Below are 25392 nucleotides of genomic sequence, written 5' to 3'. Positions count from 1 at the left end.
AAAGAGGGCAACCACCTGGCTTATGTGTGATGAATTTCCCGATCCTTGGTTTCCGGCAGGAAGAACGTACCGAGTATGGCCGTCATTACCGCGATGACGATCGGATACCACAGCCCGTAGTAGATATCCCCCGTGGCCGCGACCATGGCAAATGCCACGGTCGGCAGGAAGCCGCCGAACCAGCCGTTGCCGATGTGGTACGGCAGCGACATCGAGGTGTAGCGGATACGCGCCGGGAACAGTTCCACCAGCCAGGCGGCGATGGGGCCGTAGACCATGGTCACGTAGATCACCAGGATGGTCAGAAGCAGCAGCACCATCGGGTAATTGGTCTTGGCCGGGTCAGCCTTCTCAGGGTAGCCGGCGTCCTTGAGCGCGGTGCCAAGGGTGGCGGTGAAGGCGTCGTTGCGGGTCTTGAAGTCGGCGGCCGGCATGCCGGTGCCCTCGAAGCTCGAGATCACCTTGTCGCCGATGCGCACTTGCGCGACGGTACCAGGTTCGGCTTTCTCGTTCTTGTAGGGGATTGCCCGTTTCGCCAGCACCGTCTTGGCGAGGTCGCAGGAACTGGTAAATTTGGCTTTGCCCACCGGGTCGAACTGGAACGAGCACTGGTCAGGATCAGCCACCACCGTGACCGGATTTTTCGCCTGGGCCGTGAACACGTCGGGGTTACCGTACTGGGTCAATGCATGGAAGATCGGGAAGTAGGTCACCGCCGCCAGAATACAACCGGCCATGATGATGCCCTTGCGGCCGATGCGGTCGGACAGGCTGCCGAATATCACGAAAAACGGCGTGCCGATCAGCAGCGAGCCGGCGATCAGCAGGTTGGCAGTCTGCGGATCGATCTTGAGCATTTGCAGGAGGAAGAACAGCGCGTAGAACTGCCCGGTGTACCAGACAACAGCTTGGCCGGCAGTGCCACCCAGCAGCGCCATGATCACGATTTTCAGGTTGTCCCAACGGGCGAAGGATTCGGTCAGCGGGGCTTTGGACGCCTTGCCTTCGGCCTTCATTTTCAGGAACACCGGCGACTCGCTGAGTTGCAGGCGGATGTACACCGAGACGATCAGCAACAGGATCGACAGCAGAAACGGAATCCGCCAGCCCCAGGCCTCGAAGGCTTCAGTACCAAGAATCGTGCGGCAGGCAAGGATCACCAGCAGCGACATGAACAGACCGAGGGTCGCGGTGGTTTGAATCCACGAGGTGAAATAACCACGCCGGCCCTTCGGTGCGTGCTCCGCCACGTAGGTCGCTGCCCCGCCGTACTCACCGCCCAGCGCCAGGCCTTGCAATAGGCGCAGTGTGATCAGAATGATCGGCGCCGCCACACCGATGGTCGCGTAGCCGGGCAGAAAACCGACGATGGCGGTGGAGATACCCATGATGACAATGGTGATCAGGAAGGTGTGCTTGCGCCCGATCATGTCGCCCAGTCGGCCGAACACAATCGCGCCGAAAGGCCGCACGGCAAACCCCGCCGCGAACGCGAGCAGCGCGAAGATGAAGGCGGTTGTCTCGTTGACGCCGGCAAAAAAATGCTTGGCGATGATCGCGGCGAGGGAGCCATAAAGGTAGAAGTCGTACCATTCGAACACGGTGCCCAAGGACGAAGCGAAGATGACCTTGCGCTCCTCCCTGGTGATTCCGTGGTTGGGCGCGTTGCCCGTGGTGGTGTTATCGATTACGGCCATCAGTCTTCTCCGTCTTGCTCTTGTTTTAGGCCGGAGCACCTCACTACCATCGTCGCACCCAGGCCCTGGGGCTGAAGTCATCGGACTACGGATTGCGCAAAGCCTGGCAACAGGCTGACCGCCTCACATCACTGCAAGGATCCCTGAAGCATAATCACCTTCGCGCAGATATCCACTCGCCATGATGTTTCGGATCGTCTGATCGAGAATCGCGTCGCCGAAGGCGGTTCCGACCGCCTGATCGAAAGCCGCGCCGCATGAATGAATAGCCCTACCGCGGCACTCGACAAAAAGCCCGAGCTCACCCACCGGGCTTTTTCGTGCACAAATAAATCAGCGCCCCTTAATGCCACTGGCACACCTGTGATACATAACACCTGATTGCGAGTCCGTATCCAATGAGGTTTGCCCATGTTTTGCTCCCCACGTCTGCTGCTGACCTGCGCCCTGTCCGGTTTGCTCGCTTGCGGCGCGCAAGCCGGCATGCCCTCCCCGGCGCCTGCCAGTTTGCAACCGCTGCTGATGGCGATGAACGAACGCCTGAGCATGGGTGATCTGGTTGCGCTGACCAAATGGGACAGCGGCAAACCGATCCTCGACAGTGCGCGGGAAGCGCAAGTCATTGCCAACGCCAGGAAGATGGCCGTGGATCGAAAATTGAACCCGGACGAAATCGCCGAGTTGATCGCCGCGCAGGTTGAGGCCAACAAGCTGGTGCAATATGGACTGCTCGCTCAATGGCAAGCGGCGGGCAAGGCGCCTGACACGCCACGGCCAGACCTCGCCAAACAGATCCGGCCACGGCTGGATGAGTTGCAAAATCGCCTGTTGCAGCACTACGCCGATTTCGCGCCCTATCGCAAAGACCCGAACTGCGCTCAGTGGCTGGCCAAAGCGCGGTCCGCGCTGATCAAGGATCAGTTGCATGGTCAGGCACTGATTCGTGCCACCGGGGATTTGTGCATAACGGAGTGATGGGCTACCGAGGCTGAAACGTCTGCAAGTACGCCAACACATCCTCGATCTTCTCCGGATCGCTGAGCCCCCAGAAAATCATCCGGGTGCCGGGCACCACTTTCTTCGGCGCTTCGAGGTAAGCCGTCAGCGTCTCGCGGGTCCAGACAATACCGGCGGATTTCATCGCGTCGGAGTATTGATAGTCCGCCACGCTACCCGAAGGGCGGCCGAAAATGCCGTTGAGTTGCGGGCCGAAGCCACCCCGCGCCGATTCCCCGACTTGATGACAGCCACCGCAGATCCGCGTGAACAGTTTCGCCCCGGCGTCAACATCGCCAGCCGCAACGGCGGGCGCGCAGAAGAACACTGCGTTGAACACCACGGCGACTGCAAGGGCTACGGTTTTCATCATGTTCGGTTCCGGATCAGTGGGTGATGACGCGAACGCAGACTAACTGAAAGGACCGGTTTTGATCACCAAAACTTGCGCCATCCAACAGTAGGCTAAGCTTGGATCAGCTCATTGCTCACGATGCTCGATTCTGCAGGGTTTTTGGTTGTTCTGGAGAGCGTCTGCAACAGCTATCTCAGACAGGCCCAACCCTTTCACGCAGGATTGACGTGATGACCGAGCCCCTCCTCAGTTTTGACGCGCTCAAGCGCGCTGCCGCCGCTGGTGAAATCGATACCGTATTGGTCTGCATGGTCGACATGCAGGGACGCCTGGTCGGCAAGCGGTTTCAGGTCGAGTTTTTCATCGACAGTGGCCACGAAGAAACCCACTGCTGCAATTACCTGCTGGCCGACGACATCGACATGGAACCGGTGCCAGGTTACGCCGCGGCCAGTTGGAGCAAAGGCTATGGCGACTTCGTCCTCAAGCCTGACATGTCCACGCTGCGCCGCGTGCCCTGGCTGGAATGCACGGCACTGGTGCTCTGCGATGTGCTCGATCATCACCATCGAAAGGATTTGCCGCACAGCCCGCGGGCGATTCTGAAAAGGCAGGTCGAGCGCCTGCGCGAACGCGGCTACACCGGCATGTTCGCCTCGGAACTCGAGTTCTATCTGTTTGATGAGAGCTACGAGGCGATCCACAAGCGCAATTATCAAAAACCGAAAACCGCCGGCCATTACATCGAGGATTACAACATCCTGCAGACCACCCGCGAGGAGCCAGTGCTGCGGGCGATTCGCAAGCATCTGCAAGCGTCCGGCATTCCCGTGGAAAACTCCAAGGGTGAATGGGGCCCCGGCCAGGAAGAAATCAACATTCGTTATGCCGATGCCATGACCATGGCCGACCATCACGTCATCATCAAACACGCCTGCAAAGAGATCGCGCAGTTGCAAGGCAAGGCGATCACGTTCATGGCCAAGTGGCGCTATGACACCGCCGGTTCCAGCAGCCATATCCATAATTCGCTGTGGGACAAAAACGCCAAAAAACCACTGTTCTTCGACGCGAAAGCCGAGTTCGGCATGTCGAAACTGATGCGCGCCTGGGTCGCCGGGCAGCTCAAGTACGCCAACGACATCACCTGTTTTCTTGCGCCCTACATCAATTCATACAAGCGCTTCCAGGCCGGCACCTTCGCACCGACGCGGGCAGTGTGGAGCCGGGACAATCGTACCGCCGGCTTTCGTTTGTGCGCCGAAGGCAGTAAATCCATCCGCATCGAATGCCGCATCGGCGGCGCCGACCTCAACCCTTATCTGGCCTTCGCCGCGCTGATCGCGGCGGGCCTGGCCGGTGTCGACGAGAAGCTCGAGCTCGCGGCGCCGTTCGAGGGCGACGCCTACCTCGACGAGCAACTGCCGGAAGTCTCGAAAACCCTGCGCGATGCCTGCTCCGCCTTGAAGGGATCGAGCATGTTGCGCGAGGCGTTCGGCGACGAAGTGGTCGATCACTACGTGCACACCGCCGAGTGGGAGCAGAAAGAGTACGACCGGCGAATCACCGACTGGGAACTGCAGCGCGGCTTCGAGCGCTATTGAGCACACCATGACTGCGAAAATTCAGCTTATTTCTCCGGTCGATGGCCGGGTGTACGTCGAGCGCCAACAAACAGATACGGTCCGGCTCCTTCAGGCGCTTGAGGCGGCTGCAACTGCCCAGGCGCAATGGAAGCGCCGACCACTGAGCGAGCGCGCAACTTTTTGCAGTGCCGCTGTGGACGCGATGCTCGCCATGAAAGATGAAATCGTGCCGGAGCTGGCCTGGCAAATGGGTCGACCGGTGCGTTTTGGCGCTGGCGAACTGCGCGGTTTCGAAGAGCGAGCCCGGCACATGATCGCTATTGCGCCTGAAGCGCTTGCAGCCGTTGAGCCCGCACCGGTCGCGGGTTTTCGGCGTTACATCACTCGCGAGCCGCTCGGTACGGTGCTCGTGATCGCCCCGTGGAATTACCCCTATCTGACCGCCGTCAACACGATTATTCCCGCGTTGATGGCGGGCAACAGCGTCATCCTCAAGCATGCATCGCAAACCCTGCTGGTCGGCGAGCGTTTCGCTGAAGCTTTTCGCCGAGCCAATCTGCCTGAAGGGTTGTTCCAGAACCTGCTGCTCAGTCATGCCAGTACCGCAGTAGCCATCGTCACCGGAGACATACAACAGGTGAACTTCACTGGCTCGGTGGACGCTGGCCTGCAAGTCCAACAAGCAGCCAGCACAGATTTCATCGGCATGGGCCTGGAGCTCGGCGGCAAAGACCCGGCCTACGTTCGCGCCGACGCCAACCTCGAACACGCCGTGGAAAACCTGGTGGACGGCAGCTTCTTCAACTCAGGGCAAAGCTGCTGCGCGGTCGAGCGCATCTATGTGGACGAGAAAATCTATCCTGCCTTCGTCGAGCGCTTCGCCGATTTGACTCGCCAGTACGTGTTGGGCAACCCGCTGGACGAAGCCACCACGCTGGGTCCGATGGTCTCGCCGGCCGCCGCTGATTTTGTTCGCGGACAGATTGCCGACGCGCTGGCCGAGGGCGCCAGAGCGTTGATCGATCCGAAAACTTTTCCCGCCGATGCACCGGGCAGCGCTTACCTGGCGCCTCAAGTGCTGGTGGATGTGAACCATCGCATGTCAGTGATGCGCGACGAAAGCTTTGGCCCGGTGGTCGGCATCATGCCCGTGACTGGCGACGACGAAGCCATCGCCTTGATGAACGACAGTGAGTTCGGACTCAGCGCCTCCCTGTGGACCCAAGATCTCGCCGCCGCCGAACGTCTCGGCAACGAGATCGCCACGGGCACCGTATTCATGAACCGCTGCGATTACCTCGACCCGGCGCTGGCCTGGACCGGGGTCAAGCACAGCGGACGCGGCGTCACGCTGTCGCGCCTGGGTTACGAGCACCTGACCCGCGCCAAATCCTTTCATCTGCGCCACGAGGTGTAGGCCATGAAACTGACTGGAAACTGGAACTACCCCACCAGCATTCGCTTCGGTGTCGGGCGTATTGCCGAGCTGGCCGAGGTCTGCCGCAGTCAGGGCATCCAGCGCCCGTTGCTGGTCACCGACAGCGGCCTGGGGCGCGCGCCGATCACCACGGCGGCGATAGATGCCTTGCGCGCCGCGGGCCTTGGCGTCGCGCTGTTCTGTGACCTCAAGCCCAATCCGGTCGAAGCCAACCTGGCCGGTGGGCTCGAAGCCTGGCGCGCCGGCCAGCACGATGGCGTGGTTGCCTTCGGCGGTGGCAGCGGCCTGGACATGGGCAAACTCATCGCGTTCATGAGCGGGCAGACCCGACCCGTTTGGGATTTCGAAGACATCGGCGACTACTGGACCCGCGCCGACGACAGCCGCATCGCCCCGGTCATTGCGGTGCCGACCACGGCGGGAACCGGTTCCGAGGTCGGCCGCGCGGCGGTGATCATCGATGAACGCACGCACACCAAACGCATCATCTTCCACCCGAAAATGATGCCGCGGGTGGTCATCAGCGACCCGGTACTTACCGTCGGTATGCCAGCAAAAGTGACTGCCGGCACCGGCATGGATGCGTTTGCCCATTGTCTGGAGGCGTATTGCGCCCCCGGTTTTCACCCGCTGGCCGACGGCATTGCAGTGGAAGGCATGCGCCTGGTGGCCAATGCCCTGGTGCGCGCCGTGCACACCCCTTCGGACCTCGAAGCGCGCGCACAAATGCTCGCCGCCGCAGCGATGGGTGCCACTGCATTTCAGAAAGGCCTGGGCGGCATGCACGCACTCTCGCATCCGGTGGGCGCGCTGTACGACACCCATCACGGCATGACCAACGCCACGTTCATGCCGTATGTGTTGCAGTTCAATCGCCCGGCCATCGAGGAACGCATCATTCGTCTCGCGGCTTATCTGCGGCTGCCCTCCCCCGGCTTCGACAGTTTTCTGGCCTTCGTTCTCAAGCTGCGCATAGACATCGGCGTGCCGCATACGCTGGTTGAGTTGGGCGTGGATGACCAGCAGGCCGACCTGATTGCGGACATGGCGATTGTCGATCCCTCGGCCAGCGGCAATCCCCTGCCATTGACCAGGATTGGGGTGGCGAGCATTTTCGACGCGGCTTATCACGGCCGCGTTTAGATGGGTAAAAGGAGCAGTACGACAAGGTGTTGAAGACCAGCCCATTGCGCAAACGCCAATGGATTGAATCAAAACCTGATGGGGTACACAGCATGAACCCAGCAAGCCAGCCCGGCACCGACGCGCACGACGATGACGTCAAGGTGCTGCACAGCATGGGCTATGCCCAGCAATTGTCGCGACGAATGGGGGTTTTCTCCAACTTCGCGATTTCCTTTTCGATCATCTGCATCCTCTCCGGCGGTATCAATTCACTGGCCCAGGGCACCTCGGGCGCTGGGGGTGCGGCGATCGGCATCGGCTGGCCCATCGGCTGCCTGATCTCCGGGGTGTTCGCCCTGGCCATGGCGCAGATTGCCTCGGCCTACCCCACCGCTGGCGGTCTCTATCACTGGGGTTCGATTCTCGGTAACCGCTTCACCGGCTGGCTGACGGCCTGGTTCAATCTGCTGGGACTGGTCACGGTGCTCGGCGCGATCAATGTCGGCACCTATTACTTCTTTTTCGGTGCCTTCGGACCGGCGCTGGGCATGGAAGACACCACCACGGTGAGGGTGATTTTCCTGGCGATCCTGACCGGCATCCAGGCCTTGTGTAACCATCTGGGCATCGGTCTGACCGCGAAACTCACCGACTTCTCGGGCTACCTGATTTTCGCCACGGCGCTCGCGCTGACGGTTGTCTGCCTGATCTCGGCCCCGAGTTATGAGTTCGCCCGGCTGTGGACTTTCGGCAACTATTCCGGTGAAGCCGGCGGCAGTGTCTGGCCACAGGTGTCGAACAGTTGGGTGTTCATGCTCGGCCTGCTGTTGCCGATCTACACCATCACCGGTTATGACGCTTCGGCGCACACCTCCGAAGAAACCCGCAATGCGGCCATGTCGGTGCCGCGCGGCATGGTCATGTCGGTGATCTGGTCGTTGCTGTTCGGTTGGGTGATGCTGAGTTCGTTCGTGCTAATGCTGCCGAGCATGGACGAAGCGGCGAAACAAGGCTGGAACGTGTTCTTCTGGGCCATGAATGCCCAGGTGAACCCCATCCTGAAACTGGCGTTATACGTGGCGATTTTCATCTCGCAGTTTCTCTGCGGCCTGGCGACCGTCACCTCCGTGTCGCGCATGATCTTCGCGTTTTCCCGTGACGGCGGCCTGCCCTGCTCGAAAGCGCTGGCCTCGGTCTCGGCGAAATATCGCAGCCCGGTGGCCGCCATCTGGACCGGCGCGACCTTGGCCGTGTTGTTCGACTGGGGCTCGTCGGTCATCTCGATCGGGGCAACGCCGGTCTACACCATCGTGGTCTCGTGCACGGTGATTTTCCTGTTCTTCTCTTTCATCATTCCCATCGTGCTGGGCCTGTTCACTTATGGAACTGCGAAGTGGCCGACCATGGGGCCGTGGAACATGGGGCGCGGGTTGTTCTCCTTATTCGCTGTGCTCTCGGTGCTCTCGATGGTGGTGATCTTCGTCATCGGCATCCAGCCACCGAATGATTGGGCGCTGTACATCACCATCGGCTTCCTGGTGCTGACGGCCATCGTCTGGTTCGGTTTCGAAGCGCGGCGTTTTCAGGGGCCGCCAACGGGTGACTTGATCATCAGGCGCCAGGCGGAAATCGCTGCGACTGAGGCGGCGTTGAACAAACAGGGGTGAAGCCTTTTCCTGTGGGAACAAGCTCGCTCCAGGAGGTTTCTGGTGCTCGATTTGTATCGGCGTGTATTTTTGCGCGGTGATCTTACACCGCGTTACACAAGCGCCGGATCAGGACACATCCGCGCTACATGGAAGTGAAAAAGTGGGCCACATCGGACGCTAAGACACGCTCCGATGACACCGACGTAGAAGAGCCCACCCCTCTCAGCAGGAACCGCCATGATCAATCAAATCGACACCGTGCTTTACACCGGCAAGACCCACACAACCGGGGGCCGTAATGGCGAGTCGCGAAGTGACGACGGCCGTCTGGACATCAAGCTTTCAGCCCCCGGCTCTTCCGGCAGTGGCACCAACCCCGAACAACTGCTGGCTGCTGGCTGGTCGGCCTGCTTCATCGGCGCCATGGGCAAGGCAGCCATCGCGTTGAAAGTGACCTTGCCGACTGACGTGTCGGTCGATACCGAAGTGGACCTGGGCAAGACCGAAAACGCCTTTTTCCTGCAGGCGCGCCTCAACGTCAGCCTTCCCGGCCTGGACCCTGCTGTCGCACGGTCAGTGGTGGATGCCGCGCACCAGACCTGCCCGTACTCGAAAGCAACCCGTGACAACATCGACGTCGTGATCAACCTGGTTTAACCGGAGCGACATCTGCCCAGGATTGTGGGCTCATCCAAAATCTGTAGGAGCCCGGCTTGCCGGCGATGGCGGTTTTACCGATGCCATCGCCAGCAAGCCGGCGCCTACTGATCGTGGGGTGTCCGGGATTGTGGGTTCAGGATTCATGTGAAATCCGTCAACAGTGTTTGTCCAGTCAACCAATATATGTGGCTTTTCTCGGCAAAGCCGCTCATTGCGCGCTATCCGGCCAACGCGACGTTGCCTGGGGGCTTCAGTCGCCGACATTCGCTAACGCCTCGGTCTGGGTTCTGCCCAACCCGAGTGGCCGCAATCGCGCTTTCACCCTGGATCAACTGGTTGGCGCGTATCGACAACTCTATCTGGCCCAACTTGGTGTTAAATAGCAGGCTGTCGCGTAATGCAGTGCAACGAGAACGGATATGAGAACCCCTTTTGAGAAAAGTGATGCCCCTGAGCCAACGCCCCGGTGTGATGGAAACATTCACTCCGTCACCCCTCAGCAGCCGGTGGTAAGCGCATGATCGAAGTCACTGAAGTGTCCATTGCCGAACTGCGCGCGGCGCTCGAATCCGGCCAGACCACCGCGGTCGAACTGGTCCAGGCTTACCTGGCCCGGATCGATGCCTACGACGGATCAGACACCTCCACCGCGCTCAACGCAGTGGTGGTGCGCAATCCCGAGGCACTGAATGAAGCGCGGGCGTCCGATGCCCGTCGAGCCAAAGGTGAAACGCTGGGGCCGCTCGATGGCATTCCCTACACCGCGAAAGACAGTTATCTGGTCAAAGGGCTGACCGCCGCCTCTGGCAGTCCCGCGTTCGCTCACCTGATCGCCTATCGCGATGCGTTCACCATCGAACGGCTTCGCGCCACGGGTGCGATCTGCCTGGGCAAAACCAACATGCCGCCGATGGCAAACGGCGGCATGCAGCGCGGGGTCTATGGCCGTGCCGAAAGCCCGTACAACGCTGACTACCTCACCGCCCCTTTCGCCTCGGGTTCGTCGAACGGCGCCGGGACGGCGACCGCCGCCAGTTTCGCGGCCTTCGGCCTCGCGGAAGAAACCTGGTCGAGCGGTCGCGGGCCGGCCTCGAACAACGGCTTGTGCGCGTACACGCCGTCGCGCGGGGTGATTTCGGTGCGCGGCAACTGGCCGCTGACGCCGACCATGGATGTCGTCGTGCCCTTCGCCAGAACCATGGCCGACCTGCTCGAAGTGCTTGACGTGGTGGTGGCGGAAGATCCCGACACCCGTGGCGATCTGTGGCGTCTGCAACCCTGGGTGCCGATCCCGAGCGTCGCCTCGGTGCGCCCTGCCTCCTACGCCGAACTTGCCGCGAACGCCGATGCACTCGCCGGAAAACGCCTCGGCGTGCCGCGCATGTACATCAACGCCGATCCCGACGCAGGCACGAGCGACGCACCGGGAATCGGTGGGCCGACGGGGCAGCGCATCCACACGCGTCCATCGGTGATCGGCCTCTGGGAAGAAGCCCGCAAGGCACTTGAAGCAGCGGGTGCCGAAGTGATTGAAGTCGACTTCCCGCTGGTCACAAATTGCGAAGGTGATCGTCCGGGTGCGCCGACGGTGTTTACCCGGGGCCTGGTGTCGAAAGAGTTCCTGCATCATGAGTTGTGGGACCTGACGGCCTGGGCATTCGATGATTTCCTGCAGGCCAACGGCGACCCGACATTGAACCGTCTGGTCGATGTCGATGGGCCGCTGATATTCCCCCACGACCCTGGAACCCTGCCCAACCGCGAAGGCGACCTGGTCGCGGGCATGGACGAATACGTGCGGATGGCCGAGCGCGGCATCACGCCGTGGGACCAGATCACCACACTGCCTGATGGCTTGCGCGGGCTGGAAAAAACCCGTCGAATCGACCTCGAAGACTGGATGGATCGGCTCGGGCTCGACGCGGTGCTGTTCCCGACAGTGGCCGACGTTGCGCCGGCGAACGCCGATGTCGACCCGGCCGCCGCGGACATCGCCTGGAGCAACGGCATCTGGGTGGCCAACGGCAACCTCGCCATCCGGCATTTGGGGGTGCCTACCGTCACTGTGCCGATGGGCGTGATGCCGGACATCGGCATGCCCGTCGGGCTGACGTTTGCCGGCCGCGCCTACGACGACTCGACGCTGCTGCGCTTCGCGTCGGCGTTTGAGTCGACGGGGAGCAAGCGCATGATCCCGCCTCGAACCCCAGCGTTGTCGGCTGCTAAAAAGTAGCTAAAAAGTAGAACGGACGGGATTGGGGCTTACGCTCCAATCCCGCTCTGCTCATCAAGTCGCAGGCGCCACCGACCCGTGGTAATCCTCCCCGGCGACCGCACGCAAGTAAGCCTCGTCGCCCTGCTTGCGCAACGCCCGCCACTCCTGCCAATCAATGATCCCCTGGCGATCCATCTCATCAGCCTGTCGCAGCAGTTCCTCATGATAAGCATCCGGACACTCCCGGCGCAGCGAGCTGTTTTCGAACGTACGGTGCCAGGCATCCAGGGCGCACAGTTTGCGCGCCTGGGCCGTCGTCAGCAGGTTTCTGAATGAATTCATGGCGGCGTCATCCGAAGTCATTTCTGAGTGGGGCCGCGGTAAACAACGCCGGTTCAGCACGCCCGACCGAAGGCAACGGGCGGCGGCTCAGCGTCAGTAGACCGGACCTGACCATTGAGCGTTTGCGGGCGAAAAATCTCGAACTCGCCGGTACCCGTCGCATCCAATGTGTAGGCCAACAGAGGTACACGACATGAACAATGATGACCGTGATAACGCACTCGACTCGCAGGCACCGTCAAACGCTCCGCCGACTGATTCGTCGGGCAAACCGGTGAATGTGGTCGAACGGGATTTACAGGACAGAGACCGTGAAGCCGAAACGGTCGATGAAACCCTTACGCCGTCCTCTACCCGGACCAAAGAGCAGGACGCCGAAACGCTCAAGCAAAAAACAGACGCGATAGAACGCAAGGTCGCCGACGGCAACTAGCCACGGCACCTCACTCGGACTTCTGCGGTTTCACAGGGCAAGGCGTTGGTCGAAATTTTCTTCCTTGAGAATATCGAACAACGCCTGCGCCGCCGCCGACAACTCCACCCCAGGTTTGGTCAACACCCCGATCGCCCGCTCCACCACCGGGTCGCGCAAGGTCATACACCGCGCGCCCAACTCGCGCATCTGCCCGACACACAGCGCCGGCACCGCGCTCACCCCCAGGCCGCTGGCGACCATTCTCCCGACTGTGGCCAACTGATGGCTTTCAAACTCCACCGGCAACTTCATCCCTCGCGCCTGCAAATGCTCTTCCAGCATCACCCGGACCGTCGACGGTCGCTGCAAGGTAATGAAAGGCTCTTCAAGCAACGTCTGCCAATCAATGTCTTGGCGTTCTGCAAAAGGCGAATCTAACGGCACCACCGCCACAAACCGGTCCCGGTACAACGGCGTGAATTGCAGCGATGAGCTTTGTGTCGGTTCAAACGCTACGCCCAACTCGACCTGCCGATCCCGCACCATTTCCAGCACCTGCTCATTGATCACGTCATTCACCGTGACGTTGACCTTGGGATAGCGCGCGCGAAAAGTTTTCAAGATCGACGGCAACAGATTGCCGGCAAACGACGGCATCGCCGCGAGCGTCACGCGCCCGCGCTGCAGCGTGAAACGCTGGCGCAGTTCGTCTTCGGTGTTATCCCAGTCCGCGATCAGGCGCCGGGCCAACGGCACAAGGGATTCACCTTCGGCGGTCAACGCCACGTTTCGTGTATTGCGGGTGAACAGGCGTCCGCCGAGGCCTTCTTCCAGGGCCTTGATGGTCAGGCTCAGCGCCGATTGCGACAGGTGCAACCGTTCACAGGCCACGGCAAAGCTCAAACTCTGGGCCACGGCCAGAAAGGCGCGGATCTGCTTGACTGTCATGACCGGTGTCTCCAACGTAGTACGAGCACTTGATTGGTGAGTTTTATCTATCAATCAACCTTAAAAATCAACTTAACAAATCAATTACCCGGCGAGACACTTCATCCCATACGGCTAGCCAGCCGCCCACAAAGAATAAAAGAGGTGCATATGGCAGGTTTCGACAAGCGCGTGAGTTCCTACGAGGAAGCTCTGGCAGGTCTTGAAGACGGCATGACCGTGATCGCCGGCGGCTTCGGCCTGTGCGGCATTCCGGAAAACCTCATCGCCGAGATCAAACGCAAAGGCACCCGCGACCTCACCGTGGTTTCCAACAACTGCGGCGTCGACGGTTTCGGCCTCGGCGTGCTGCTGGAAGACCGGCAGATCAAAAAAGTAGTGGCCTCCTACGTTGGCGAGAACAAACTGTTCGAAGACCAACTGCTGAAAGGCGAAATCGAAGTCGTCCTGACCCCGCAAGGCACCCTCGCTGAAAAAATGCGTGCGGGCGGCGCCGGCATCCCGGCCTTCTTCACCGCCACCGGCGTTGGCACCCCGGTCGCCGAAGGCAAGGAAGTGCGCGAATTTCACGGTCGCAAGTACCTGATGGAAGAATCCATCACCGGTGACTTCGCCATCGTCAAAGGCTGGAAAGCCGACCACTTCGGCAACGTCATCTACCGCCACACCGCCCAGAACTTCAACCCGCTGGCGGCCACCGCCGGCAAGATCACCGTGGTCGAAGTCGAAGAAATCGTCGAACCCGGCGAGCTGGACCCGGCGCAGATCCACACCCCTGGCATCTACGTCGACCGGGTCATTTGCGGCACGTTCGAGAAGCGCATCGAACAGCGCACCGTGCGTAAGTGATCCCCTGCCCCCGGACCGAATGAAGGAATAACAACAATGGCACTTTCTCGCGAACAAATGGCTCAACGCGTCGCCCGCGAAATGCAGGACGGCTTTTACGTAAACCTGGGCATCGGCATTCCGACCCTGGTCGCCAACTACATTCCCGAAGGCATGGAAGTCATGCTGCAGTCGGAAAACGGCCTGCTCGGCATGGGACCTTTTCCTACTGAAGAAACCATCGATGCCGACATGATCAACGCCGGCAAACAAACCGTGACCGCGCGTACCGGCGCGTCGATCTTTTCCTCGGCCGAGTCCTTCGCGATGATTCGCGGTGGTCATGTCGACCTGACCGTCCTTGGCGCCTTTGAAGTCGACGTGCAAGGCAACATCGCCTCGTGGATGATCCCCGGCAAGCTGGTCAAAGGCATGGGCGGCGCCATGGACCTGGTGGCCGGCGCAGACAACATCATCGTCATCATGACCCACGCATCCAAGGACGGTGAGTCCAAACTCCTGTCCCAATGCAGCCTGCCGCTGACCGGCGCCGGTTGCATCAAGCGAGTGTTGACGGACCTGGCTTATCTTGAAATCGAAAACGGCGCGTTCATTCTCAAGGAACGTGCACCCGGCGTCAGTGTTGAAGAAATCGTCGCCAAGACCGCCGGCAAACTGATCGTGCCTGATCACGTGCCGGAAATGCAGTTCGCTGCCCAGTGAGGAATCATTCCATGCAAGAAGTCGTCATTGTCGCCGCCACCCGTACTGCCATCGGCAGCTTCCAGGGCTCGTTGGCCAATGTGTCCGCCGTAGACCTCGGCGCTGCGGTGATCCGTCAGTTGCTGGCGCAAACCGGCCTGAACCCGGCTGAAGTCGATGAAGTGATCATGGGCCAGGTGTTGACCGCCGGCGCCGGGCAAAACCCTGCGCGTCAGTCCGCGATCAAGGCTGGCTTGCCGTTCACCGTGCCGGCCATGACCCTGAACAAGGTCTGCGGTTCGGGCCTCAAGGCCTTGCACCTGGCGACCCAGGCGATTCGTTGCGGCGATGCCGACGTGATCATTGCCGGCGGCCAGGAAAACATGAGCCTGTCCAACTACGTCATGCCCGGTGCACGCACCGGTCTGCGCATGGGTCACGCACAAATCGTCGACACCATGATCAGCGACGGCCTGTGGGATGCGTTCAACGATTACCACATGGGCATCACCGCCGAGAACCTGGCGGAGAAGTACAGCCTGACCCGCGAGCAACAAGACGCCTTCGCGGCGGCCTCACAACAGAAAGCCACGGCCGCCATCGAAGCCGGGCGTTTTGTCGATGAAATCACTCCGATCCTGATTCCGCAGCGCAAGGGCGACCCGCTGTCCTTCGCCACCGACGAGCAGCCACGCGCCGGCACCACCGCCGAATCGTTGGGCAAACTGAAACCGGCTTTCAAGAAAGACGGTTCGGTGACCGCCGGTAACGCCTCTTCGCTGAACGACGGCGCCGCCGCCGTGATCCTGATGAGCGCGGAAAAAGCCAAGGCTTTGGGCCTGCCGGTACTGGCTACAATCGCTGCCTACGCCAACGCGGGCGTCGACCCGGCGATCATGGGCATCGGCCCGGTCTCGGCCACGCGCCGTTGCCTGAGCAAGGCCGGTTGGTCCATCGACCAACTGGACCTGATCGAAGCCAACGAAGCCTTTGCCGCGCAATCCCTGGCGGTGGCCAAGGACCTGGAATGGGACTTGGACAAGGTCAACGTCAACGGTGGCGCCATCGCCCTCGGTCACCCGATCGGTGCGTCGGGCTGCCGTGTGCTGGTGACTCTGCTGCACGAAATGATCAAGCGTGACGCCAAAAAAGGCCTCGCCACCCTGTGCATCGGTGGTGGTCAGGGCGTGGCACTGGCGATCGCACGAGCTTAAAGCGTTCAACAGACGGCGCGGGGACCCACGAAGATCCGCGCAGTCTGGCAACACCCCCCGCTTTAGCGAGGGAGCATGTCTGTAGGAGCCAGCAAGACGGCTCCTACAGATTTGCGTTCATCGCCACAAACCGGTTTTGTGCCCGGCTTTCAGCCGAACTTCACCAGGTTCAGTACCGGCAAAGGTCCACCCGGAAACTGCGCCAGTCGTGCGCCGACGCTCAATTCCCCAAGGTCGATCCCGAAGAAGCCCAATCGCTCAATCAACGCGCCTACCTGAGCTTTCGCCTCGGCATCATCGCCCGACACAAACAGCACCCGCTGACCACCCTCCGCCGTCGGATCACTCTCCAACAAGCGCGCCGCCAAGTGATTGAACGCCTTGACGACCCGCGCCCCTGGTACCCATTCGGCGAACACTTCGCTGGACGTACGACCCTGCAAATCCACAGCCTTGAACGATGGTGCCTCGATCGAGTTGTTGGCGTCGATCACGATGCGCCCGGCAAAATCCGGTAAACCGGCCAATGCTGTCGGCAACCTGGACCAGTTGACCGCGACCAGAACGATTGGCTGGGCCGCCGCTTCTTCACGGGTGCCGGCACGCGCCGTCGGGCCGAGTTCCGCTACCAGGGCGGCCAGGGTCTGCGGGCCGCGACTGTTGGCGATGACGACTTCGATGCCCTGTCGGGACAAGGCTCTGGCAAACGCTGAGCCAATGGCGCCAGCGCCGATGATACCGATAGTACTCATGGTGATTCACTCCAAGGGGTTGTCGTTGGCGTGAATACTGCGCTTGCCATTAGCCCTTGATTAGCGGGTAATGACTTGAATGATTTTCAAGTATTCATAGCAGGTGCCAGCCGTGGAAACCCTCGCCAACCTCGAATCTTTTGTACGCAGCGCTGAAACAGGCAGTTTTTCCGCCGCCGCACGGTTGCTGGCGCTGACACCCGCTGCGGTCAGCCGCAACGTGGCGATGCTTGAACGCAATATCGGTGTGCGGTTGTTTCAGCGTTCGACCCGCAAGCTGTCGCTCACTGAAGCCGGTGAGGGTTTTCTGGCGAGCATCGGCGGCAATCTGGAGGCGCTGCAAGAGGCGATCAGTGCCGTTAGCAGTGACCGCGGGGAGCCGGCGGGTGTGCTCAAGGTCAGCTTGGCGCCGACGTTTGGCATCGGTCATGTGTTGCCGTTGTTGCCGCAGTTCCTGGCCCGTTATCCGTTGATCCGGCCGGAGTGGCACTTCGAAAACCGCCAGGTGGACTTGATTGCCGAAGGCTATGACGCTGCCATCGGCGGCGGCTTTGAATTGACCCCGCGGGTCATCTCGCGGACGTTAGCGGCGGCGGATATCGTCGCGGTGGCCTCGCCGACCTACCTGGCAGGACGTACGCTGCCGCGCACGCCGGCCGACCTGCTCGGACACACCGGCATTGTGATGCGCGGCATTCGCACCGGGCGGATTCGTCAGTGGGTGATGCATGATCGAGCGGGCCACGAAGAGAGCGCCGTGCTGAACGAGAACATGGTGCTCAACGATCCGGCCGCCATGCGTGAGGCCGCGATTCTGGGCCTGGGTGTGACGCTGCTGGTGTTGCCCGATGTCGTCACGCACATCCAGCGCGGTGAACTGGTGCGTCTGTTGCCGGACTGGCAGGCCGATGCCGGGCCGATCTCCCTGTACTACCCAAGCCGGACGCTGATGCCGGCCAAGACCCGGGTGTTCATTGATTTTGTGGTTGAGGCGTTTCAGCGCTAGACCGCGTTATCGTTCATCGCGGGCTTGCCCGCGATGAGGCCAGACCAGTCACCCGAAAAACTGAAAGATCAACCAGCTATTCGCCCCACTGATCACCGTAAACAACCCCCAAGCCAACACCCGAGTCGGCAACCGATTCACAAACGGCCCCATCAATTTCTGGTCATTGGTCATCCGGATCAGCGGATACAGCGCAAACGGCAACTGCAAACTCAACACCACCTGACTCAACACCAGCAGCTTGCCAATCGCATCGTCACCCATCAGCCACACGCCGACAAACGCCGGGATCAGTGCCAGCCCTCGCGTAATCAACCGCCGCTGCCAGCAGGGAATCCGCAGATTGAGATAACCCTCCATGATCACTTGCCCGGCGATGGTGCCGGTAAACGTCGAGCTCTGACCGGACGCCAGCAACGCGACACCGAACAGCACACTGGCCAACGCACCGCCCACCAGTGGATCAAGCAAGTGATAGGCGTCCTGGATGTCCACCACGTCGGTGTGCCCGGTCTTGTGGAACGCCGCCGCTGCAAGGATCAGGATCGCCGCGTTGACCAGCAGCGCCAGCGCCAGGGAACCGATGGTGTCGATGCGCGCCAGTTTCACCGCGTCCTGCTTGCTGGCCAGGTCCTTGCCGATCATCCGGGTCTGCACGATCGAGGTGTGCAGGTACAAGTTATGCGGCATCACCGTAGCCCCGAGAATCCCGATGGCCAGGTAAAGCGGCGCCGCATCGCCGATGGCCGACAGTGACGGCGTGAATCCCCGTGCGACGTCCGGCCAATAGGGCTTGATCAACAACAACTCAACGAAAAAACACACACCGATGGTGCTCACCAGCACCAGCATGATCGCTTCCAGTCGGCGGAAGCCACGGTTCTGCAGGGCCAGCACCAGCAGCGTGTCGAATGCCGTGAGGGCAATGCCGACGCTGAGCGAACAGCCCAGCAGCAGATGGAACGCCAGCGCGCAGCCGAGCACTTCGGCGAGGTCGGTGGCGATGATCGAGATTTCCGCCAGCACCCATTGGGTGCGCGCGGTCCGCGTGCTGTAGCGCTCGCGGGACAACTGCGCCAGATCGCGCCCGGTGGCGATGCCCAGACGCGAGCACAAACACTGCACCACCATCCCCGCCAGACTCGCCAGCAACACCACAAATAACAGGCTGTAACCAAACCGCGAACCGGCCTCGATGGCGGTGGCCCAGTTGCCCGGGTCCATGTAGCCGATGGACACCAACAAGCCCGGGCCGGCGAAACGCAGGACCCGTTTGAAAAATGACGCGCGAGGGTCAACGGCAACGCTGCCCGCCACTTCCGGCGGACAAAAAGGCGCAGTGGCGACTTTGGGCAAACTGAATTTCACGCAAACATTCCAAAAACCGGACGGGAGGGGCAGCTTAGACGTTTCGCGCTTTTGGGTGTACAGACAAACGCAAAAGACCGCCGCCCTTGCTGATGCTGTTGCTGTTGCTTTTGTGGTCTTCAGGGTTGTGCAGTACCCAGCAACTGCTGCCGCAACTCGGGATTGCTGGTGCGCGGGTCGAGCCAGATATCAAAAAACGCCCGGGCGAACGCCGGGTCTTTTATCTCGTACCGCAACTGCTGGCCGACAAAAAAGCGTGCGCCCCGCCCCGGTAAGTAAACCCCGGTGATTCGGGTGCCGGCCTGGACATCGACAAACGCCTGCTGCATCTGCGCCTCCCATCCCGCGAGTTGCCCGGTACTGACCGACGTGCCCGACAATCGTTTGATTTCATCGACGCTGGCCTGCACCAGATCGTCCCGGGAAATCCTGCGCTGATAGATCAGCTCCAGGGCAAACGGCTGGTCGCTCGCCAACGGCTGCGTGGCGCTCCAGAGTCGGGCGTTGTAGACATCGAAACCGAACATCCGGAACTCGCCGGTGCCAATGATTTGGGCGCCGGGTAACGAGTCCTGCCAATTGGCCAACGCTTGGCTGCCCAGCAATGCCAACAGCCACAGGCTATGACGCAGGGGTGATCGTGCTCGGGTCATGATCGGCTCCATTGCGCGCGAATGATTGATGAAACTTATACGCAAAATGTGTGACTGTACAAGTCTTGAGCTTTGTATACAAAAACCAACAATCCCTAGAGCAATCCATCTTCGGCAATGCTAACGTTGCCGCCTCACACAGGTCGGAGGCGCCTTCGTGCTGCTGCTCAAACTGCTGGTCATTCCCGGGTTTCTTTTACTGATCTCCCTCGCGGGCAAACGCTGGGGCCCGAGCGTTGCCGGTTGGCTGTCGGGGTTGCCAGTGGTGGTCGGACCGATTCTGTTCTTCCTCGCTATCGAACAAGGTGAAGTGTTTGCCGCGCAATCGGCGACCGCCGCGTTATCCGCGATGTTCGCGATGATTGCCTTTTGCGTGACCTACGCCCAGGTTGCCCAACGGGCGGGATGGCCGTGGGCGCTGACGGTTTCGCTGCTGGTCTGGGCGACAGCGGCGGTTGCACTGTCGGTGATCCCGCCCTCCCTGGTGTTCTCGGTAATCGCCGCCGCGACCGCGTTGCTGGCGGCGCCGTACCTGTTCCCCCATGTGCAGCCGATCATCTCGGGGCCGGCGCCGAAGTCCGACAAATTGTTGCTGCGCATGATTGCCGGCGCCCTGCTGACCCTGGCGGTCACTTGGCTGGCCAGCACCGTCGGTGAACGCTGGAGCGGCTTGCTCGCGGTGTTCCCGGTGCTGGGCAGCGTGATGGCTGTGTTTTCCCAGCAAACCCGCGGTCCAGCGTTTACCGCAGCGTTGTTGCGGGCCACGGCGACCGGGATGTATTCGTTTAGCGCGTTTTGCCTGGTCCTGGCGCTGACTTTGCCGAGCATGGGTCTCAAGGCCTTTGGCCTGGGCGTCGCGGTGTCCGTAGTCATGCTCGGCATCACCAAACGCCTGTTGGCCAAACCGGTAGCAACGCCCACAACACGTTCAACTTTATCGAACAAGTAGAACAACAACCCTGTACGTCAATCGAACAGGTTTCGCCCACCATTAGCCTCAGTTCCAGACCCACCACTGACTGAGGCCTCCACCATGAAATTCTTTTTCCACCCTTCGCCCAACCCGATGAAAGTCGCCCTGCTGCTTGAAGAACTGCAAACGCCGTACGAATTGATCGGCGTCGACACCTTCAAGGGCGAGCAACACCAGCCAGCCTTTCTGGCGATCAACCCGAACGCCAAAGTGCCGGCGCTGATCGATGGCGACGCCACTGTGTTTGACTCCCAGGCGATCCTGCTGCACCTCGCACAAAAACATCAGCGCTTCCTGCCGACCTCCATTGCCGGCCAGGCCGAACTGCTGTCGTGGCTGATGTTCATCGCCACCGGCCTGTCGCCATTCTCTGGTCAGGCGGTGCACTTCCTGCATCACGCCCCGGAAGACCTGCCCTACGCGAAAAACCGTTACCTCAAGGAAGTCGAGCGTCATTACCGCGTGCTCGATCAGCGCCTGTCCGACCATCAATACCTGGCCGGCGACACTTACAGCATCGCCGACATGGCGCTGTGGGGCTGGGCCAATTACGCGCCGTACATCCTCGGCGAGAACGGTTTGGCGGCGTACCCGAACGTCAAGCGCCTGTTCGATGAAGTCAGCGCCCGCCCGGCCGCCCAGCGTGCCCGGGGTCTTAAAGAGAAACTGGTGCTGAAAGCCGAATTCGACGAAGAAACCCGGCGCAATCTGTTTCCGCAAAACCAGGCGCAGTAAGCCACTGCGACCTGCAGCCCCCTGGGGTGAGGGCTCGCCTCGCCACAGGGACGCAGACGTGACCTGAACGGTACTCCCCCGCCCGACCGTCCGTTAGCCCACGCTGGAATGCATCACGACCTCCATGGGATGATCGCCCCCCCACCGCGAGACCACCCTGGAGATTTTGAATGTCACTGTTGAGTAAAAAAGCCGTTGTCCTGCTGCTGGCAATGGCTGCCAGCCTGGGGGCTTTGAATGCACAGGCGGCCAAAGAGACAGCGCCAGCACAGAGCGTCTCGATGCTGGGCGGAAAATTCAAATTCACCCTGCCGAAGGGCTTTGTTGCCAATCCGCTTCCGGCGGACGCGACCGGTGCGAGTGGCACCCTGTACACCAACGAAACCACGAAAACCGTGGTGATCGCCGCTGAAAACACCATCCCCGGCGGCGTCAACGCCAAGGACAACGACGGTGAGTTCCTCGACGCCACGGCGTCCGACTTCGCCACCCACCAAGCCAAGGCATTGCCGGATTTCACCAAGCTCAGCGAAAAAAGCATCACGCAGAAAGGCACCGGGCTGGGACTGCGACAGATCGACAGCATCGCCACCCAGGGCGGCGGCAAAACCCTCGACACCACGCTGATGGCCGCCTCGGGCAAGCGTATGGCGCTGATTCAGGTGATTTCCCGCCTCAGCGACAATGCCGGCCACGAAGCGCTGGTCAAGCAGATCGTTTCCGGCAAATAAGGCTCAGGGGTTGAGACGCTGCAACCAGGCGCTCAAGTCCTGCATCTCTGTGCCGCTGATGCTGTGACCGACGCCTGGGTAGGCGTGAAAGTCAGGCTTGAGTGACAGACGCTGCAACAGGCTGTCCGCCTCGGTGCCGTCGTTGAACGGAAGGCGTTTGTCCGCCGTGCCATGTCCGATGAAAATCGCCAGTTTCTGACGTTGTTCATCGGGTTTGAGCTCGGACTTGAGCACGGGCAGAATCCGCCCGCTCAACGCGGCAATTCCACCCACGGCCTCGGGATGACGTAGCGCGACCTCGTAAGACATGATCGCGCCCTGGCTGAAGCCCACCAGGAAAACCTTGTTCGGTTCTGTGTGATATTTCTTCGCAGCCTGTGCGACGAAATCCAGCAGCACCTGGCCGCTGGCCTTCAGATCATCCGTCTCGCCGTTGTAGGCGCCTTCACCTTTCTTGCGAAACCACTGATAGCTGCCCTCCTCCATGACCATCGGCGCGCGCACCGACAGGTAGTTGTAGCGGGCCGGCAGCTCATCCTTGATGTCGAACAGGTCGTGTTCGTTACTGCCGTAGCCGTGGAGGAAAACCACCAGAGGCTGATTGACGGATTCGGGGTTGGCCTGCTCCAGGTATTTGAGCGGCAGATCGGTGTGTAGCGGGGTTTGAGCGTGGACGGCGGTGGACGCCAGGAGTGTCAGCAGAGCGAGAAACTTCAACATAAACCTTCCTTCACAGAGCGCAGGATTCGGGGCAGAGCCTAACACTGTGAAGCCAGCCGGGGGATTTTCGGTGCGGCTGATGCCGTCATCGCGGGCAAGCCCGCTCCCACATTTGAAACGCATTCTCCTGTGGGAGCGGGCTTGCCCGCGATGAGGCCTTATGAAGCGCCAAATATATCTCGGTTAGTCGTTGATCAGTTTGCCAACCCGGATCGGCTCGCGCCCCGCGACTTTCGCCTGCCACGTCCCCGGTTGCGTGTAGCGTCCACGATCAATGGCAAACAACACGCCGCTGGTGCCAGCGCGCACGGTGGTCACCCGGTCGTTCAACGGGTCGACCACTTCAAACAGCGCATCACCCTTCTCGACCCATTCACCGGCTTCGCGCAGAAAACTGACCACGCCGTGATGGGGCGCGAACAGGTACTCCGTGCCTTCGAAAGGCATGCCTTCACAACATTCACTCGGTGCTGCCGGCCAGGTGCCTTTGATGAAACCCTGCTCGGCGAGGAACCCGAGAATGGCTTCGCAGTTGGCCTGGGCCTGATCGACCCGGGTATCGCCCATGCTGCCCAGCTCCAGCGTTGTCGCCAGGTTGGCCGGTGGAATCGCCGCCCCGGGGAACGCCCTCGCCAGGCGCAACCACGGTGAGGAACAGGATTCATCAAAAGAACTGCCGCCGGAATCTTCACACAACAACGCGACGCCCGCCTTCAGCCGAGCCGCCAGGGACTTCCATTGCGACCAGTGTTGCGGCAGTGCATAAATATGAATAGCCGCTTCGAAATCGCAATGCAGATCGAGGGTGATGTCGGCGTCGCAAGCGTGGCGCAGCAGCAAGCGGTGCATGGCTTCCAGTTGCGACTTGGGTGCAGGCAAACCGTCGAGAACCTGAGCCATGGTCTGACGAATCAACGCAATGTTGGCTTGGGCATCGGCGCCCAACTGATCGCCGATCAGCTCACCCACCGGCGCGCTGAGTTCGACGAACGAGCGATTGAAATTTTTGCCGCTGCCCAGTTCGAAACGGCCCATATGGCTGCCTTGCAGGTGCTGATCCAGACCGATGGGATTGGCCACCGGCACCAGTTCGATCACGCCTTGCAACTGGCCTTGAGCTTCGAGTTCGGCCAGGCGTTTTTTCAGCTCCCACGCCGTGCGCATGCCCGGCAGTTCGTCCGCGTGCAGGCTGGCCTGAATGTAAACCTTGCGTGTGCCCGCGCCATAACGAAACACGCTGAGGGTGCGCTCGGTGCCCAGGTGGCTCCAGGGCAATGGGTGGTCGATGCGTTGCATAGAAACTCCTGTCGAAACCGACGCTCAGGATCACGAAGCCAGCTCCAGCAATGGAAATATGTTGGCCGGGTAAATCACGGCACATAAAAAAAGTGGCAACCGCATTCACGGTTGCCACTTTCTTATACGGTTGAATTACTCGCCGTAAACATCAAAAGCGAAGTACTTGTCCTGTACTTGCTTGTACTTGCCGTTGGCGCGAATTTCAGTGATGGCGGTGTTGAATTTGTCCGCCAGCTCTTTATCACCCTTGCGCACCGCGATACCGGCACCGCCGCCGAAGTACTTGGCGTCTTCGTAAGTCGGGCCGACAAAAGCAAAACCTTTGCCCGCGTCGGTTTTCAGGAAACCGTCGTCGAGGTTGACCGAGTCGGCCAGCATCGCGTCGAGGCGGCCGGAGACCATGTCCAGGTTGGCTTCCTGCTGGGAGCCGTAACGCACCAGGATAATGCCGGCCGGTTGCAGCACTTCAGTGGCGAAGCGGTCGTGGGTACTGGCGCGAAGTACACCGACTTTCTTGCCCTTGAGCTCGGTCAGCGGGTCTTTCACGTCGGTGCCTTCCTTCATCACGAAGCGCGCCGGGGTGTGGTAGTACTTGATGGTGAAATCGACGTTTTTCTTGCGGTCATCGGTGATGGTCATGGACGACAGGATTGCATCGATCTTCTTGACCTTCAGCGCCGGGATCAGGCCGTCGAACTCTTGCTCGACCCAGGTACATTTCACTTTCATCTGCTCGCACAGCGCGTCGCCGATATCGACGTCGAAACCGGTGAGTTTGCCGTCGGGGGTTTTCATCGAGAATGGCGGGTAACCGGCTTCGATACCGATGCGGATCGGCTTGGCGTCTTCGGCCACAGCGGTCAGGGACAACATCGACAGTGCCAGGGCACCGAACATCACTAGCTTCTTCATTTATAACTCCTGTGGGCGGAGGCTTTTATTGGCAGCGTTCGATTGGTAGCTTTCGGTCAGAGCTTTTTTATTG

25 protein-coding genes and 2 pseudogenes are annotated in these 25392 nt (G+C 60.7%); 17 read left to right on the top strand and 10 right to left on the bottom strand.

What is annotated here, in order from left to right; all coding sequences use genetic code 11:
- Nucleotides 1–20: 20 nt before the first annotated feature.
- Nucleotides 21–1697 carry an MFS transporter gene (locus F8N43_RS03215; protein ID WP_150639339.1) on the bottom strand — a complete coding sequence of 559 codons (1677 nt, stop codon included), beginning with the start codon at nt 1695–1697 and terminating at the stop codon, nt 21–23.
- A gap of 189 nt (nt 1698–1886) precedes the next feature.
- On the opposite strand from F8N43_RS03215, the pseudogene F8N43_RS29440 reads away from it, so the two are divergent.
- Nucleotides 1887–1958 (top strand): annotated as a pseudogene (locus tag F8N43_RS29440) (phage infection protein); the annotation flags it as partial.
- Between the two features lie 150 nt (nt 1959–2108).
- Complete coding sequence (locus F8N43_RS03210; RefSeq protein ID WP_150631523.1) at nt 2109–2672, top strand: chorismate mutase; 564 nt, start codon at nt 2109–2111, stop codon at nt 2670–2672.
- A 4-nt stretch (nt 2673–2676) separates the two neighbouring features.
- Here F8N43_RS03210 and F8N43_RS03205 read toward each other — a convergent pair whose 3' ends face one another.
- A complete protein-coding gene (locus F8N43_RS03205) occupies nt 2677–3066 on the bottom strand; it encodes a c-type cytochrome (protein ID WP_412071001.1) in 390 nt (129 codons plus the stop codon).
- Nucleotides 3067–3278: 212 nt separating this feature from the next.
- On the opposite strand from F8N43_RS03205, the gene F8N43_RS03200 reads away from it, so the two are divergent.
- The 7 genes and pseudogenes from F8N43_RS03200 to F8N43_RS03170 all read left to right on the top strand — a co-directional run bounded on the left by F8N43_RS03200 (nt 3279) and on the right by F8N43_RS03170 (nt 11739).
- A complete protein-coding gene (locus F8N43_RS03200; protein WP_150653204.1) occupies nt 3279–4652 on the top strand; it encodes a glutamine synthetase family protein in 1374 nt (457 codons plus the stop codon).
- Nucleotides 4653–4659: 7 nt separating this feature from the next.
- The gene (locus tag F8N43_RS03195; protein ID WP_150653203.1) at nt 4660–6051 is read left to right on the top strand and encodes an aldehyde dehydrogenase family protein; all 1392 of its coding nucleotides are present in this window, start codon (nt 4660–4662) and stop codon (nt 6049–6051) included.
- Nucleotides 6052–6054: 3 nt separating this feature from the next.
- Nucleotides 6055–7215, top strand: a complete 1161-nt coding sequence (locus F8N43_RS03190) for an iron-containing alcohol dehydrogenase (protein ID WP_150653202.1) — start codon at nt 6055–6057, stop codon at nt 7213–7215.
- A 92-nt stretch (nt 7216–7307) separates the two neighbouring features.
- A complete protein-coding gene (locus F8N43_RS03185) occupies nt 7308–8864 on the top strand; it encodes an amino acid permease (protein WP_150653201.1) in 1557 nt (518 codons plus the stop codon).
- Between the two features lie 219 nt (nt 8865–9083).
- On the top strand, nt 9084–9503 hold the full coding sequence (locus tag F8N43_RS03180; RefSeq protein WP_150653200.1) for an organic hydroperoxide resistance protein: 420 nt from the start codon (nt 9084–9086) through the stop codon (nt 9501–9503).
- A gap of 179 nt (nt 9504–9682) precedes the next feature.
- Nucleotides 9683–9889 (top strand): annotated as a pseudogene (locus F8N43_RS29435) (G/U mismatch-specific DNA glycosylase); the annotation flags it as partial.
- 134 nt (nt 9890–10023) lie between these two features.
- Nucleotides 10024–11739 (top strand): amidase, encoded by a 1716-nt coding sequence (locus tag F8N43_RS03170; protein WP_150653199.1) that lies wholly within the window; start codon nt 10024–10026, stop codon nt 11737–11739.
- A 54-nt stretch (nt 11740–11793) separates the two neighbouring features.
- Here the strand turns inward: F8N43_RS03170 and F8N43_RS03165 are convergent, their stop codons facing one another.
- Complete coding sequence (locus F8N43_RS03165; RefSeq protein ID WP_150631516.1) at nt 11794–12063, bottom strand: hypothetical protein; 270 nt, start codon at nt 12061–12063, stop codon at nt 11794–11796.
- A 193-nt stretch (nt 12064–12256) separates the two neighbouring features.
- Here F8N43_RS03165 and F8N43_RS03160 point away from each other — a divergent pair, with 193 nt between their 5' ends.
- Entirely contained in the window at nt 12257–12496 is a 240-nt protein-coding gene (locus tag F8N43_RS03160) for a hypothetical protein (RefSeq protein ID WP_150653198.1), read from the top strand.
- Nucleotides 12497–12526: 30 nt separating this feature from the next.
- Here F8N43_RS03160 and F8N43_RS03155 read toward each other — a convergent pair whose 3' ends face one another.
- Nucleotides 12527–13426: a LysR family transcriptional regulator gene (locus tag F8N43_RS03155; protein ID WP_150631514.1), complete on the bottom strand. Its 900-nt coding sequence runs from the start codon at nt 13424–13426 to the stop codon at nt 12527–12529.
- A 150-nt stretch (nt 13427–13576) separates the two neighbouring features.
- Between F8N43_RS03155 and F8N43_RS03150 the strand changes: the two genes are divergently transcribed.
- From F8N43_RS03150 to F8N43_RS03140, 3 genes are read left to right on the top strand one after another with little or no spacing between them, the layout of a single operon-like run.
- Nucleotides 13577–14275, top strand: coding sequence for a CoA transferase subunit A (locus F8N43_RS03150; protein ID WP_008026716.1), 699 nt, complete (start codon nt 13577–13579; stop codon nt 14273–14275).
- 36 nt (nt 14276–14311) lie between these two features.
- A complete protein-coding gene (locus F8N43_RS03145) occupies nt 14312–14977 on the top strand; it encodes a CoA transferase subunit B (protein ID WP_008026717.1) in 666 nt (221 codons plus the stop codon).
- Nucleotides 14978–14988: 11 nt separating this feature from the next.
- Nucleotides 14989–16170, top strand: a complete 1182-nt coding sequence (locus F8N43_RS03140) for an acetyl-CoA C-acetyltransferase (RefSeq protein WP_150631513.1) — start codon at nt 14989–14991, stop codon at nt 16168–16170.
- A 149-nt stretch (nt 16171–16319) separates the two neighbouring features.
- On the opposite strand, the gene F8N43_RS03135 is transcribed toward F8N43_RS03140, so the two are convergent.
- A complete protein-coding gene (locus F8N43_RS03135; RefSeq protein ID WP_150653197.1) occupies nt 16320–16922 on the bottom strand; it encodes an NADPH-dependent F420 reductase in 603 nt (200 codons plus the stop codon).
- A 112-nt stretch (nt 16923–17034) separates the two neighbouring features.
- Between F8N43_RS03135 and F8N43_RS03130 the strand changes: the two genes are divergently transcribed.
- Nucleotides 17035–17928: a LysR family transcriptional regulator gene (locus F8N43_RS03130; RefSeq protein WP_150653196.1), complete on the top strand. Its 894-nt coding sequence runs from the start codon at nt 17035–17037 to the stop codon at nt 17926–17928.
- 48 nt (nt 17929–17976) lie between these two features.
- Here the strand turns inward: F8N43_RS03130 and F8N43_RS03125 are convergent, their stop codons facing one another.
- Both F8N43_RS03125 and F8N43_RS03120 read right to left on the bottom strand, forming a co-directional pair.
- Entirely contained in the window at nt 17977–19296 is a 1320-nt protein-coding gene (locus tag F8N43_RS03125; RefSeq protein ID WP_150631510.1) for an Nramp family divalent metal transporter, read from the bottom strand.
- A 119-nt stretch (nt 19297–19415) separates the two neighbouring features.
- A complete protein-coding gene (locus tag F8N43_RS03120) occupies nt 19416–19949 on the bottom strand; it encodes a chalcone isomerase family protein (protein WP_150653195.1) in 534 nt (177 codons plus the stop codon).
- A gap of 157 nt (nt 19950–20106) precedes the next feature.
- Between F8N43_RS03120 and F8N43_RS03115 the strand changes: the two genes are divergently transcribed.
- From F8N43_RS03115 to F8N43_RS03105, 3 genes are all read left to right on the top strand, one after another.
- Nucleotides 20107–20898, top strand: a complete 792-nt coding sequence (locus F8N43_RS03115; RefSeq protein ID WP_150653194.1) for a hypothetical protein — start codon at nt 20107–20109, stop codon at nt 20896–20898.
- A gap of 84 nt (nt 20899–20982) precedes the next feature.
- Nucleotides 20983–21657: a glutathione S-transferase family protein gene (locus F8N43_RS03110; protein WP_150653193.1), complete on the top strand. Its 675-nt coding sequence runs from the start codon at nt 20983–20985 to the stop codon at nt 21655–21657.
- A gap of 170 nt (nt 21658–21827) precedes the next feature.
- Nucleotides 21828–22388, top strand: a complete 561-nt coding sequence (locus F8N43_RS03105) for a hypothetical protein (RefSeq protein WP_150653192.1) — start codon at nt 21828–21830, stop codon at nt 22386–22388.
- A gap of 3 nt (nt 22389–22391) precedes the next feature.
- On the opposite strand, the gene F8N43_RS03100 is transcribed toward F8N43_RS03105, so the two are convergent.
- The 3 genes from F8N43_RS03100 to F8N43_RS03090 form a co-directional block, all read right to left on the bottom strand.
- Entirely contained in the window at nt 22392–23108 is a 717-nt protein-coding gene (locus F8N43_RS03100) for an alpha/beta hydrolase (protein WP_150653191.1), read from the bottom strand.
- 183 nt (nt 23109–23291) lie between these two features.
- Nucleotides 23292–24404, bottom strand: a complete 1113-nt coding sequence (locus tag F8N43_RS03095; protein ID WP_150639328.1) for a M14 family metallopeptidase — start codon at nt 24402–24404, stop codon at nt 23292–23294.
- 135 nt (nt 24405–24539) lie between these two features.
- A complete protein-coding gene (locus F8N43_RS03090; RefSeq protein ID WP_150631503.1) occupies nt 24540–25319 on the bottom strand; it encodes an ABC transporter substrate-binding protein in 780 nt (259 codons plus the stop codon).
- Nucleotides 25320–25392: the final 73 nt, after the last annotated feature.

Origin of the sequence: Pseudomonas fluorescens (assembly GCF_902498065.1) — a bacterium.
GTDB classification, from domain to species: domain Bacteria; phylum Pseudomonadota; class Gammaproteobacteria; order Pseudomonadales; family Pseudomonadaceae; genus Aquipseudomonas; species Aquipseudomonas fluorescens_BJ.
Note: the sequence above shows the minus strand (reverse complement) of the source record. Positions and strands in the feature narration are given on the sequence as shown.